The sequence below is a fragment of the Paenibacillus sp. E222 genome (assembly GCF_013401555.1).
Taxonomy (GTDB): Bacteria; Bacillota; Bacilli; order Paenibacillales; family Paenibacillaceae; genus Paenibacillus.
In genome coordinates this window covers 5322703-5335973 of the sequence record NZ_CP058552.1, presented here as the reverse complement: position 1 = coordinate 5335973, position 13271 = coordinate 5322703, and the positions used below count along the sequence as shown (strand labels likewise).

Sequence of the window (13271 nt, the reverse complement as noted above, 5' to 3'; positions counted from 1 at the left end):
CAGACATATCACATTTTAGGAGGCTCTTATGATGCAGAAGAAGTCGATTGCGGTATTGTTTGGCGGATGTTCAGGTGAGTATAACGTATCTTTGAGCTCGGCCGCTTCAGTGATTGAAAATTTGGATACCGAAAAATACAATCTTGTGTTAATTGGAATTACACAGCAAGGTTCTTGGCTCCGATATAGTGGAACGGTTGAGGATATTCGCAATGATCGATGGCATTTGCATCCGAGTTGTATCCCATCCTTTTTCTCGCCGAGTAGAGAAGTCAGAGGACTAATTGAGCTTGTGCATACAGAATATCATGTAACAACGATCGATGTTGTGTTTCCAGTGCTGCACGGCAAATACGGTGAGGATGGAACCCTGCAAGGATTATTGGAACTGTCGGGTATACCGTTTGTTGGATGTGGCATGTTATCCTCTGCGTTATGTATGGACAAGGAACTGGCTCATAAACTGGTGCAGGGAGCAGGTATAGATACGCCGCGTTCCCTTACAATACAACGGAGTGAACGGATGGAAGAAGCGCTACCAGCAATAGAAGCACTGGGCTTCCCACTCTTTGTTAAGCCGGCTAGATCAGGATCATCATTAGGCATTTCGAAGGTGAACAATAGGCAAGAGTTGATTACCGGAATTGAACATGCCTTCATACACGACAGCAAAGTTGTCATTGAGCAAAATATTAACGGTTTTGAAGTGGGTTGTGCTGTATTGGGCAATTCTGATCCCATGATTGGTGTAATTGATGAGATTGAACTACAGGGGCACTTTTTTGACTTCTCGGAAAAGTACTCCTTGATCAGTTCGAAGATTCACTTGCCAGCCCGCATTGATGAAGACATTGAAACGAAGGTTAAGGAGAGCGCTCTGACTATTTATAAAACGCTTGGATGCAGAGGGTTTGCCCGAGTAGATATGTTCCTGACCGCTGACGGAAGAATTGTGTTCAATGAAGTCAACACGATACCTGGTTTCACATCGAATTCCCGTTATCCCAACATGCTCCAAGCTGGCGGCATGACTTATGCAAATATTCTTAACCAGCTCATCGAGATCGCCATTGATGAGAACTGAGATCGGTTGAACTTGCGGTTGAACGGGGATTGGATGGATTCATTATGGCAGCGTAAAAATGATATTAAAAGGCGGACATTCCATAGCATAGGAATGTCCGCCTTTTATCAACGAATTCTTGAGTTCTTTATCTATTTTAACTTAAACCGTTGCTGCAACGTGCTTTTCACGGGCAATTTTGGTTGCATCAACCATGTTGCGCAAGGAAGCGACAGTTTCTTCGAGTCCACGAGTTTTGAGACCGCAATCCGGATTAATCCAGAACAGTTTAGGGTCCAATACACGCAAGGCGCGTTCGATCATGTTCGTCATTTCATCCACACTTGGAACACGTGGACTATGGATGTCATATACGCCAAGGCCAATGCCCAGTTTATACGTGTTCAACTCAAAGCTGTGAATCAGTTCACCGTGACTGCGGGATGTCTCGATCGAAATAACATCGGCATCCATCGCTTCGATGGAATCAATCATGTCATGGAATTCGCAATAGCACATATGTGTGTGAATTTGAGTTGTGTCTTGAACCGTGCAAGTGGAAATACGGAAAGCTTTGACCGCCCAAGCCAGATAATCGGCTTGCTCGTTTTCCTTCAACGGCAGTCCTTCGCGAACCGCTGGCTCATCGACCTGGATCATGCCAATACCTGCTTGCTCCAGTGCTTCGACTTCTTGTCTCAGTGCATACGCCAATTGATATGCGATATGCTCGCGCGGGATGTCTTCACGCACAAATGACCAGTTCATGATAGTGATCGGTCCAGTAAGCATACCTTTTACAGGACGTTGTGTTTGGGACTGTGCGTATTTGGTTTCTTCAACGGTCATTTCTCCGGTAAATGCAACGTCTCCGAAAATAATTGGTGGTTTTACGCAACGAGAACCGTATGATTGTACCCATCCAAATTGTGTGAAGGCAAACCCTGCAAGTTTTTCGCCAAAGAACTCTACCATGTCGGTACGCTCAAACTCACCATGTACGAGAACATCGATCTCGATCTCTTCCTGAATTTTGATCCAGATATCAATTTGATCCCGGATGAAAGCAGCATACTGCTCATTGTTCAACTCACCCTTACGCCACAATTGACGTGCTTTACGCACTTCTGCGGATTGTGGGAAGCTGCCGATAGTCGTTGTCGGGAAAAGTGGCAATTTCCATTTGTCCTGCTGAGCGATATGACGCTCGGCAAACGGACGGGAACGTTCCGGCTGTTGAACGCTGAGTGTTGCCACGGCTTCTTGAACAGCAACACGATTACGCTCTTCGGATTGCTGGAGAGCCTGGATCGTACGATCAGAATTTTCAATTTCAGCGATGATTTCAGCGTTTCTTGAAGACAATGCTTTTGTCAACAGAACGATCTCGTCCAACTTTTCATCTGCAAATGCCAGAGCATTTTTCAGTTCGGATGTGAGTTTAGTTTCACGCTCTGTCGTTACCGGAACATGAAGCAAGCTGCATGAGGATTGCACGATTAAACGTTCAGGTGTTACGAGTTCAACCAGTTCATCCAACAGCTTCAGTTTTCCTGGCAAAGAGGCTTTCCAGATCCCGCGGCCGTCAATAACCCCAGCACCCAAAACTTTATCCGTAGGGAAACCGGACGCTTGAATGGACTGAATGTTACCCGTAGCCCCGTGTACAAAATCAAGTCCGATACCTTGAACCGGTAGGGCAACAATGTTGCTATAGTTCTCTACGGATTCAAAGTAGGTCTGCAGCATAATGTTTAGACCTGGTACAGCAGCTGCAAACGTCTCATAAATTTTACTTAGCAGCTGTAGGTCAGCATCACTTGTTTTGGTAACGAGGATTGGCTCGTCAATCTGTACCCACTGAACACCTTCATTTGCAAGCTCCTGAAGCACTTGAACATAGAGTGGAAGCAGGCGGTCCAGCCAAGCGTTTGTTTCGGACTTATCGTATCCTTTGGACAGCTTCAGGAAGGTCAACGGTCCGACAAGAACCGGTTTGCCTTCAATACCGAGCTTCTCTTTGGCTTCGCGATAAGCAAGAAGGGGTTTATTTTCCGTTAGGGCAGGGGAAGCACCGTCCAGTTCAGGCACGATATAGTGATAGTTTGTGTTAAACCATTTTGTCATTTCGCTTGCGGCTGCATCTTTCGTTCCCCGGGCAATTCCGTAATAGACGGACAAAGGTACAGCGCCACCGTCATATGCAAACCGTTTTGGAACAATTCCGAACATAACGGCAGTATCCAGAATGTGATCATAGTAACTGAAGTCATTAACAGGAATAAGATCGATACCTTTTTCTTGCTGCTTGCGCAGGTGATCTAACCGAATCTCCTGCAATCTTGCTTGAAAATCTGTTTCTTCGAGCTTGCCTGACCAGAATGCCTCCAAGGCTTTCTTCCATTCCCGATCTGCACCAATTCGTGGATATCCCAATACACTGCTTTTTGCCATGACGTAAAACTCCTCTACAATATGTTACCAAAAAGTTATCACATATCCGGAGTTATAATGTAATTCCATTAAGTTATATCTAGCTATAGCCTATGGCTATACCGGTGTAGCATGAAAGCAAGTAATAATGACAAACATTAAGTTATTATAAAACTTTACAGAAAACCGTCCAGACGGTATAGTTAAATGGAAGTTGAATAACGTTACGTATGTGGGAGGAGGAATGAGAGATGGTTGCATATTTTTTATTGGGTTTAGCGATTGTATCTGAAGTGTTTGGTAGTTCCATGATGAAATTATCAAACGGATTCCAAAAGAAACTTCCGATAGTAGGATTGATTTTGGGAATGGGTACAGCGTTCTTTTGTCTTTCACTGGCTTTGAAAACCATTCCGCTTGGTACCGCATATGCAACGTGGTCGGGTGTGGGAACTGCTCTTACAGCACTCGTTGGCATAGTGTTTTATAAAGAGAGCGTGAACCTCAGAAAAATCTCAGCATTAATTCTTATCATTGCTGGGGTTGTGATTATGAAATTGGCTCATAGCTGAGCAAGAATGGAGGGATGAATAATGAAGGGTTATTTTGCACTTGCCATTGCCATTATTGCTGAGGTTTTCGGTACTACCATGTTAAAATTATCGGCTGGATTCACCAATCTGCTACCTTCAATTGGACTTGTTGTTGGCATGGCGTTATCGTTTTATTTTTTGACAATGACTTTGAAAACAATTCCTTTGAGCACAGCTTACGCCATATGGGCAGGTGTAGGGACAGCAATAACCGCCTTGCTTGGCGTCATTTTATGGAATGATCCGTTCAACATGCTTTCTGGAATCGGACTCATTATGGTTATCGGAGGTGTAGTACTTTTAAACTTATCCAAAAGTCCAGCCAAATCATCAAACACAAGTCAGTCTTAAATAAACGTACATGAAGGAGGAGATCTGTATGAGAAGTAATTCAAGACGTCATGAGCTACTGGCATCAGCATCACATATTGTCGAACATTTGGGCATGGAGAAATTGACGCTGGAAGCTGTTGCTAAACATGCGGGAGTAAGCAAAGGCGGATTGCTTCATCATTTTCCCAATAAGGAAGCAATCGTTACTGCCATGATCGAGGAATTCGGGGATACGTTCTTCTCTGAACTACAGCAAAAATCAAGCGAAAGCATAAACGAAGTCGGGAAATGGAGCAGGGCTTATATCGAAACGACCTTCCATGACCCCCAAACGACTGCAGCTTTGAGTACTGCGCTTTTGGCGGTATTATTCTCAAAGCCCGAATTACTTGCAGCGTATAATGAAAAAAATAACGTTCTTCAAGAAGAAATTTTAAACGATGGCATTGATCCCGTGAATGCTGTTATTATCAAGTTAGCAACAGACGGGTTATGGTTTTCCGAGATTTTCGGAGTTGGAATCCTGGATCAGGATATTCGAAATCAAGTAGAAGAAAGACTCATGAAGATGTCTTTCGAAGCAAAATGAGAATGCTGTGCATCAACTCTTTTTTTCATATTTGAAGCCCGGGAACTTTTTTAATTAGAATTGCAATAAAACAGAGTTGAAATCAGAAAGGAGAGGTATTGCATAATGAGCCGAATAATGGCTTTCGCAGGATCAAGGCATTTTCAACTAAATGAGGTTACTGAGGGTGTATTTGCTGCGGTTGCAGTTCCCGGTTCAGGTTCATTGGGTAATGCCACAATCGTTGATTTAGGTGATACAACGCTAGTTGTGGACACATTCACGACGATACAGGCGGCAGAGGATTTGCAGGCAGCGACTGAGTACCTCACCGGAAGAAAGGCTTCTTATGTAATTAATACGCATTGGCATAGTGACCATACATGTGGAAATCAAGTATTTGTCCCTGAAGCACAGATTATTTCCACATCGATTACTCGCGAAATCATGGATACTTTTGTAAGGAACAGAATAATGCAGCAGTTGGCAAAACCTGAAGCGATTTATAAAGCTATAGACGAACTTGATGAACAAATACAACGAGAGACGAACAAAAAGTTAAGACAGGAAATGCAATGGGATAATGCCAGTGATCGTGAATATATGAAGATGCTCCCCGACCTGGTATATTCATTGCCGAACTTAACGTTTGATCAGCACATGACTATTCATGGCAGTAAGCGCAGTGTTGAACTTATTACTTTTGGCGGAGGTCATACCCAGAGTGATGCCCTGGTCTATATTCCGAAAGACAGAATTGCCATAATGGGCGACCTGGTGTTATCTAAACATCATCCGGTTCTCATGTATGCGAATCCTCAGCAATGGCTGGATATTTTGGATAAAGTGGAACAGCTGGATATAGAAATCATCGTACCGGGGCATGGAGAAGTATGCTCATTGAACGCACTGCATGAAGTCAGAGCTTACATAACGGATTTATTGGAAATCGTGACTGATGCTGCTCAAAGAAACCAAAGTTTGGACGAAATTACTGTACCATTAGCCTATCAGGACTGGTTTTTTACTACGTATTTCAAGTCCAATTTGCAAAGCATCTACGAATGGATCAAGAAAACGGGTAAAGATTGAACCTGTCCCAAGAAACCGAATTGCTTCATTTGACTTATGATGGCGTGCGTGTTCGCAACCGATTGTAAATAGATAGATCAGTACAGTAGCTCCTTAACAAATGTTGGGGAGTTTTTTTGTTTCTCCAACTGTTTTTTTAAGCTCGATTAGAAGGGACAGCTATACTTGATGCATAATAATGATAACTAGAAATTGAATTTAACATTTACACGAGAACGGAGAGGGCAGAAATAACCTGAAGAAGCGGAGCTAAAAGCTTTCTGGAAGAAAGCTGCATCGGAAGCATACACCTCACCTTTATCGCTGGATTTTTCCTTTGAAAAAGGGATTCAATACAATCTGGGGATAACAGCGATCGGAAGGTTGTTCTGTCATCGGCGTGGCAAGTGTAAATATTCTTTAATTCAATTTATATAGATCCTTGTTACGCTGGAAAATGTGGAAAGGGTGATTCGATGGGTGTACCTACTTTTCTTGAAACAGGTCATATGACAGAGGGTTTTCCAATCCGGGTGATTCATACCGAGGAACAGTTTAATTTTGCCGCACACTGGCATGAAGAGGTTGAAATGGTTGTAGTCAATGGGAAAAGCGCGAGAATTGGCATCAATAACCATATATTTAGCCTTGAACACGGAGATGTGCTGCTTATTAAACCCGGAGACATTCACTGTTTCTTGCCAGGTACAGATCATTTAACCATTATCCTGTTTCGACTGGAATTATTAACGGGAAGCTTCACAACCGAAAGAGAAACCCAGGACCTGGGTGAGCTTTTCAATAAAACAACGGTCATCCCGTGCAGCCTTTGTCATGAGAAAAACCTTGGGAAATATATAGATGCCTTAGCAAATGAAGAGAAGGATCGGCAGGCGGGATATCGCTGGTTAATGGTGGCCAGATTATATGATCTCATTGTTCATATGCTGCGTACAAAGGCACCGATTACAGATGAAATAACTTCAGCTTGGCCCTGTACGCCTTCCAAAAAATTCGAATTTCTCGAATCGGTCTGTGAATACCTGGAGGAGCACTACGCTGAACCCATTAAACTCGATCAGGTCGCAGAGCACATCAAATTCAGCAAATTTCACGTATGTAAATTGTTCAAAGAGATTAAAGGAATCACATTGATGGAATACCTGAATCATTTTCGAATCATCAAATCGGAGTGGGCGTTATTGTTTCGCGAAGAATCCATTCTGGATATTGCCATTGGTCATGGATTCAACAATGTGAACTCATACAACCGTCTGTTCAAAAAATATAATGACTGCACTCCGTCTGAATTTCGCAAGAAGCATCGTACAAATATCACAACATATGAAGGATGATTCACAATATTTGGAGAGAAAGCCTTCTCCAAAATCCATATACTCTAATAAATTGTAAGCGTTTCCTTTTTGAAGGAGGGGGCCCATGAAGAAGTTTAAGCTTAAATATATCTCCATGATTGCACTCGTAAGCGCAGTGATAATGGTGTCCGGCTGCCAACCCAATGGAGCCAACCAGCCCAAGCAGGAAGAGATTACCGTTTGGAGTTTTACGGATGAAGCAGGCTATGCCATTGAGAAATTCGAAGAGAAATATCCGGACATTAAGGTGAACTTTGTTAATATTCCGGGCAATTTCTATATCACCAAGCTTAAGTCCGCCTTACAGACAACGTCCAAGGCTCCGGATGTGTTTATGATCGAGAATGCAAATATAAGAGAGCTGATTGATGTGCCTTATCTGGAGAATTTATCGGCAGCACCGTACAACGCCAATGAACTGATTTCAGAGCAGTACGCTTTTGTGCAGGCCAATGAGAAGGATAGTGAAGGAAATGTTAGAGCAATCGGTTATCAGGGAACGCCTGGGGGCATTTACTATCGGAGAGATTTGGCTAAAGAATACTTGGGTACGGACGATCCGGAGAAGGTAGGGCCGCAAATTGATACATGGGAGAAGATATTCGAGATTGGAGAAAGGGTAGAGCAGCAAAGTGGAAATAAAGTTCACGCCCTTGCCAACTGGAATGCGATATCCAATTCATATGATGGTATTCCTTGGGTTAAGGATGGCAAGTTAGTCATCGATCCCACTTACATGAAGGTGCTTGACCTTGTTCGTGAAGCCCGTCAGCGGCATGTGCTTGCAGAGTTGGATGATGGTAGTGCCGGATATGCGGCTTCGATGCAAAAAGGCCAAGTGATGTTCTATCCTGGAGCAACCTGGGCATTGCAATACACCTTTAAGGCGAACGCTCCCGATACCGAAGGATTGTGGGGTCTTGCGCCTGGTCCATCCGCTTTTAGTGCCGGTGGAACTTATATTGCGATGTACAGCAAAAGTGACAAAAAGGATTTGGCCTGGAAGTTTATTGAGTTTTATAACTTTAATCATGATTTTCTGTCTGAACTTGCGAAGGAACAGGACTATTTCACAAGCAATATGGTCGTGAATGATCAGCTTGCAGGTTCTGTATCTTCAGCGTATTTGGGAGGGCAGAAGCATTTTGAATTTTTCTCGGAAGCAGCCAAGCAGGTCCCGGTATATGAGCGAACCAAATATGACTCAATCATTAACAATGACATCTTCAAAAATGTACTCCAGTTGTATCTCAATAACGACATTCTAACCAAAGAAGAAGCCGTAAAACGAATCAAGCGTGATGTCAAACTGAGATTTCCGGAGCTGGAAGTGGATTAGCTTAGAAGTAAGCAAATACCTTTTAATCATCCGATGACTGGGGGTACAAATCATGTTTGCCAAGTCAATCCGCAAAGACCATTACGGATACTATTTCATTGCTCCGTTTTTTATTCTTTTCGCCATTTTTGGACTATACCCCATTCTGTATTCTCTCTATATCAGCTTCACCAACTTTGACGGGATTACTACGCCGGACTTCGTCGGAATAGGTAATTATATTGCTGTTCTGCAAGATCCGTTGTTCTACAAGACGTTATTTAATACCCTGTTTATCTGGGGTGTCTCTGTAGTCCCACAGCTTACCGTTTCGCTTGTACTCGCCTTTATTCTCAATGACAAGTTGCTTAAGGGAAGAGACATTTTCAGAGCAGTTTATTTCTTCCCCAATATCGTTACCGCAGCATCATTGGGTCTGCTTGTAAGTCTGATCTTTGATTGGCAATCCGGCGGTTTGAATCATTTTCTGGTTCAAATAGGACTGATCGATGACCCGATTAACTGGAAAAATGATCCCTGGTTTATGCGACTGATCGTTTCATCCATCCTGTTCTTTCAATACTTTGGTTACTCCATGGTCATCTATCTGGCAGGTCTTCAGGGTATTGATCCCGCTCTGCAGGAAGCCGCTCAAATGGATGGGGCGAAAAAGAAACATATTTTCATTCATATCATCGTTCCAATGCTGCGCCCAATCATTCTGTTTCAGATGATCACGTCTATTATTGGGGGCATTCAGATTTTCGATCAGCCGTTTACATTGACGAATGGAACGGGTGGCCCGGATCGTGCAGCCATGACGAGTATTATGTATCTGTATAATGTGGCATTCCAAAGTACACGTTTTGGTTATGGGGCGGCCATTGCATTCTGTCTGTTCATCATCATTATCCTGCTATCGGTCGTATCCTTCATGATGACGAAGCGCAAGAGCCGTGCATAGGGAGGGGGAAATGAAATGCAAACCGTCAAACCAGTCGAACAACCAAAAGTCACTATACAGCAATACGATACTGTAAGGCGTCTGACACTGGGCAAAGTCATTATTTATCTATGTTTGATTAGCCTTGCCGTGATCTGTATCATTCCATTTTATCTCATGCTCATCTATTCCACTCATAATAATGCAACGATTGCATCGACATTTACGTTTCTGCCCGGACCGTTCCTGTTGGATAATTATACGAACATGGCTTCCAAAATCAACATCTGGCGCGGGTTTGCCAACAGCTTTTTCATTGCGGGAACGTCTACGGTGCTATCCTTGTATATCGGTTCCCTGACGGCATATGGCTTCGCGAAGTTCAAATTCAAAGGTCGCAACGGGCTATTCCTGTTTTTGCTTGCGACCATGATGGTGCCTGGGCAGCTCGCACTGATCGGGATGTATCGCCTGTTCAGTACGCTAGGCTTGCTGGACAGCTATGCAGCGATCATTTTGCCGGCAGCGGCGAATGCATTTAATGTATTTTTTATTAAACAATTTATGGAGAGCAGCATTCCGGACGAGATTATTGAATCGGCACGTGTGGATAGTGCAGGGGAGTTCCGCACGTTCAATCAGATTGTTTTGCCCATTCTGGGCCCGGCTATCTCGGCCCTTGGCATATTCACCTTTATCGGTTCTTGGAATAATTTCCTAACGCCGTTGGTCTTGTTCTTTTCCTTGGATAAATATCCGCTTCCGGTACTCGTTGCACTGGTGCAAGGATATTATGGAATGGATTACGGACTGTTGTATTTGGGTGTGGCGATCTCGATTCTGCCTATTATCATTGTCTTTGCGATATTCTCCAGACAAATTATAGGCAGCGTTGCCTTGGGTGCGGTTAAAGGATAGCATGTGTACGGAAAATAGTCGCCTTCATGGCGGCTTTTTTGCTATTTCAGGTAAGATTTTTATATCGCTGGGGACTTATATCATGGACATTGTTGCCTGATAGGTGGCGAAATACCATTTTGAAAGCCTTTCCAAAAATCTATGATATACTACGATATGACTGGCATACCATGGAAAAAAAGATATTCCAACTTATCGTTTTCTTCACTTTCACTTGCAAAGGAGATGTCACGATGTTTAATGTTCTTGTTGTTGACGATGAGAGCGTTCAAAGAGAAGGCATTAAGGATTTGATCTCTCACTACGGCTTTCCCTTTCAAGTACTGGAAGCTGAGAACGGGATGAGCGCAGAGCGAATTCTGGTTCAGAACGCGATCGATATCCTCATCACCGACGTCAAAATGCCGCTTATGGATGGACTGGAGCTTAGCAAACAAGCCAGGAAAACACAGCAGAATATAAAGATTGTCATCTGCAGCGGTTATGATGAATTTGAATATGCCCGCAGCGCGATTCGGCTGGGCGTAGTGAATTATTTGCTCAAGCCACTGGTTAAGGAAGAGTTTTTACAGGTGATGGAAGATATTACGCAAATACGTGCTTATGCCGGAGGTCCCGAACAGGAATCTGTGGAATCGAAGGTCATTCGACAGGTGAAGGATTATGTGAAGGATAACCATCAGAGAGATATTTCATTGTCCGAGGCAGCCCATGATGTTTATTTATCGCCAGGGTATTTGAGCATTTTGTTTAAAAAAGAGACCGGGGAAAACTTCTCGAAATATTTGACCGATTATCGTTTGCGGCGTGCAAGCCATCTGCTCGCTCATTCGAATATGAAAATCAATGATGTTGCAGGGGCCGTTGGCATCGACAATCATTCTTATTTTGCCAAGCTGTTCCGAAACAGGTTCGGTGTCAGTCCGTTACAGTTCAGAGAGTGCGGGGTGCTTCATGATCGGATGGATCAAGAGCAAATTCAATGATATTAGGTTCCGCAACAAGCTGCTGTTGTCGCATTTGGTGATTGCACTCATTCCGATTCTTCTGCTTGGACTGCTCTCCTTCATTCAGTCCTACCGAATTCAAATGAAGGAGCTGCGGAGCGAAGCAGAAGCGAGTCTGGACCAGGTGTCTAACATTATGGATTATAAGATTAATCGGTATAACACGTTAAGTGAGTTCATGGTGCTTAATCGGGATTTATCGCAAATATTTACGAAAGACTACGAGGGAAATTATTATCATATGTACCTGGATTTCCGGGACATTCTCGAGCCGTTGATCTCGAACATCCGGCTGATGGATGATGATATTGAAGACATTACCTTTTATACGTCCGGAGATTTATTGGGAATCCGCAATAATATTTTGCCAATCGGGGAGCTAAAGAGCAAGTCCTGGTATGACGGATTTCGAGGCAGGCGCTGGATTGTCGAGGGGGAGAAGCTTTATCTCGTTCAGGAACTGATCAGCAATCCGAAAGACAGCAATTTCATGGTGATCTCCATTCAGCATGATCGCATCTTTGCCGACCTGGACAATCTGTCGGAACATGTAGCCGTCTATATTGAGGATGCGAAGCAGCATGTGATTTTTCAGGAAAACCACGAGCGTGCTGCTGTGGCCGCAGGTTCGAAAGTTAAGGAGTCTGGCGATCTGAGTCTTAGCCGCTCACTTGCCAACAACGGCTGGACCATTCACTATAATCTGCTGAATACCAATGCGTACGCCAACGCAATGAGTATTTTTCAAATTACGCTGTTTGTTATTATCCTCAGCCTGATGATTACCTTCCTGCTCATTTATGTCATTTCTAATAATTTTACGCAAAGAATTATCCATATCAAGAACAAGGTGGACAAGGTAGAGCGGAACAATCTGGATGTGATTATCCGAAGTTCATCCAGAGATGAATTCGGTGAGCTGACTAACGGTATCGGTAAAATGCTGACCAGGATCAACAGCCTGATCTCCCAGGTGTATCACGCCGAAATCGCCAAGAAAGAAAGTGAATATAACAAGTTGATTAGTCAGATCAACCCACACTTCTTGTACAATACACTTTCATTTATACGCTGGAGAGCCGAGAAAAGGGCGGATATCGAAACGAGTTATATGGTATCTGCCTTAGCTCGTTTCTATAGAACAACACTTAATCAAGGGAGGAATATGGCCACCATTGAGGCTGAGGTGCAGCATATTAAGGCATATCTGGATTTGCAGCTCATCATGAACGATGGTCGATTTGATGTGGATTATCATATCGATGATGATGTACTACATACCGAGGTGATTCATTTTATTTTGCAGCCGATTGTGGAGAATGCCATCAAGCATGGTTTTGTGGAAGCAGATGTCTCCGATTGTCACATTCACATTGCGGTTAGCCGGGTGGAAGAGGGGATTAAATTAACCGTTCGTGATAACGGTGTTGGCATGACGCCTATGCAGACCGCAGGTTTGTTAACAGGAGAGAACGGCGGATGTGGTGTTCGGAACGTTAATGACCGAATTAAGCTGTATTATGGTCGGGATTACGGGCTTGTTATTCACAGTGAGCCAGGCATCGGAACGGAAGTGTCAATCGTCCTTCCTGCCAGATGATTGCGTGTAAAGCGTGCAGTTATATTAAAAACATAGCATTAGTACTGA

Annotated in this window: 12 protein-coding genes; 11 read left to right on the top strand and 1 reads right to left on the bottom strand. The window is 43.6% G+C overall.

Annotation, left to right across the window (positions count from 1 at the left end; genetic code table 11):
• Positions 1-31: 31 nt before the first annotated feature.
• Positions 32-1084: a D-alanine--D-serine ligase VanG gene (vanG, locus tag HW560_RS23690; protein ID WP_090897668.1), complete on the top strand. Its 1053-nt coding sequence runs from the start codon at positions 32-34 to the stop codon at positions 1082-1084.
• A 141-nt stretch (positions 1085-1225) separates the two neighbouring features.
• On the opposite strand, the gene metE is transcribed toward vanG, so the two are convergent.
• Entirely contained in the window at positions 1226-3517 is a 2292-nt protein-coding gene (gene metE / locus HW560_RS23685; RefSeq protein WP_179264915.1) for a 5-methyltetrahydropteroyltriglutamate--homocysteine S-methyltransferase, read from the bottom strand.
• 230 nt (positions 3518-3747) lie between these two features.
• On the opposite strand from metE, the gene HW560_RS23680 reads away from it, so the two are divergent.
• From HW560_RS23680 to HW560_RS23635, 10 genes are all read left to right on the top strand, one after another.
• A complete protein-coding gene (locus HW560_RS23680; protein ID WP_090897674.1) occupies positions 3748-4068 on the top strand; it encodes a DMT family transporter in 321 nt (106 codons plus the stop codon).
• 21 nt (positions 4069-4089) lie between these two features.
• Positions 4090-4440, top strand: a complete 351-nt coding sequence (locus HW560_RS23675) for a DMT family transporter (protein WP_090897677.1) — start codon at positions 4090-4092, stop codon at positions 4438-4440.
• 28 nt (positions 4441-4468) lie between these two features.
• The gene (locus tag HW560_RS23670) at positions 4469-5011 is read left to right on the top strand and encodes a TetR/AcrR family transcriptional regulator (RefSeq protein ID WP_090897680.1); all 543 of its coding nucleotides are present in this window, start codon (positions 4469-4471) and stop codon (positions 5009-5011) included.
• 105 nt (positions 5012-5116) lie between these two features.
• The gene (locus HW560_RS23665) at positions 5117-6082 is read left to right on the top strand and encodes an MBL fold metallo-hydrolase (protein WP_090897683.1); all 966 of its coding nucleotides are present in this window, start codon (positions 5117-5119) and stop codon (positions 6080-6082) included.
• 455 nt (positions 6083-6537) lie between these two features.
• Complete coding sequence (locus tag HW560_RS23660) at positions 6538-7416, top strand: helix-turn-helix transcriptional regulator (protein ID WP_090897686.1); 879 nt, start codon at positions 6538-6540, stop codon at positions 7414-7416.
• Between the two features lie 85 nt (positions 7417-7501).
• Entirely contained in the window at positions 7502-8776 is a 1275-nt protein-coding gene (locus HW560_RS23655; RefSeq protein WP_256222041.1) for an ABC transporter substrate-binding protein, read from the top strand.
• Positions 8777-8828: 52 nt separating this feature from the next.
• Positions 8829-9719 carry a carbohydrate ABC transporter permease gene (locus tag HW560_RS23650; RefSeq protein ID WP_110000047.1) on the top strand — a complete coding sequence of 297 codons (891 nt, stop codon included), beginning with the start codon at positions 8829-8831 and terminating at the stop codon, positions 9717-9719.
• 15 nt (positions 9720-9734) lie between these two features.
• Complete coding sequence (locus HW560_RS23645) at positions 9735-10616, top strand: carbohydrate ABC transporter permease (RefSeq protein WP_090897692.1); 882 nt, start codon at positions 9735-9737, stop codon at positions 10614-10616.
• A 233-nt stretch (positions 10617-10849) separates the two neighbouring features.
• Positions 10850-11602, top strand: coding sequence for a response regulator transcription factor (locus HW560_RS23640; RefSeq protein WP_179264914.1), 753 nt, complete (start codon positions 10850-10852; stop codon positions 11600-11602).
• Complete coding sequence (locus HW560_RS23635) at positions 11571-13223, top strand: sensor histidine kinase (RefSeq protein WP_179264913.1); 1653 nt, start codon at positions 11571-11573, stop codon at positions 13221-13223. The genes HW560_RS23640 and HW560_RS23635 overlap by 32 nt, the downstream gene beginning before the upstream one ends.
• The last annotated feature ends 48 nt before the right edge of the window (positions 13224-13271 follow it).

Bases quoted from the DNA above. Each gene is read 5' to 3' on its own strand.
- vanG (WP_090897668.1), top strand. From the start codon at position 32: ATGCAGAAGAAGTCGATTGCGGTATTGTTTGGCGGATGTTCAGGTGAG.
- metE (WP_179264915.1), bottom strand. From the start codon at position 3,517: ATGGCAAAAAGCAGTGTATTGGGATATCCACGAATTGGTGCAGATCGG.
- HW560_RS23680 (WP_090897674.1), top strand. From the start codon at position 3,748: ATGGTTGCATATTTTTTATTGGGTTTAGCGATTGTATCTGAAGTGTTT.
- HW560_RS23675 (WP_090897677.1), top strand. From the start codon at position 4,090: ATGAAGGGTTATTTTGCACTTGCCATTGCCATTATTGCTGAGGTTTTC.
- HW560_RS23670 (WP_090897680.1), top strand. From the start codon at position 4,469: ATGAGAAGTAATTCAAGACGTCATGAGCTACTGGCATCAGCATCACAT.
- HW560_RS23665 (WP_090897683.1), top strand. From the start codon at position 5,117: ATGAGCCGAATAATGGCTTTCGCAGGATCAAGGCATTTTCAACTAAAT.
- HW560_RS23660 (WP_090897686.1), top strand. From the start codon at position 6,538: ATGGGTGTACCTACTTTTCTTGAAACAGGTCATATGACAGAGGGTTTT.
- HW560_RS23655 (WP_256222041.1), top strand. From the start codon at position 7,502: ATGAAGAAGTTTAAGCTTAAATATATCTCCATGATTGCACTCGTAAGC.
- HW560_RS23650 (WP_110000047.1), top strand. From the start codon at position 8,829: ATGTTTGCCAAGTCAATCCGCAAAGACCATTACGGATACTATTTCATT.
- HW560_RS23645 (WP_090897692.1), top strand. From the start codon at position 9,735: ATGCAAACCGTCAAACCAGTCGAACAACCAAAAGTCACTATACAGCAA.
- HW560_RS23640 (WP_179264914.1), top strand. From the start codon at position 10,850: ATGTTTAATGTTCTTGTTGTTGACGATGAGAGCGTTCAAAGAGAAGGC.
- HW560_RS23635 (WP_179264913.1), top strand. From the start codon at position 11,571: ATGATCGGATGGATCAAGAGCAAATTCAATGATATTAGGTTCCGCAAC.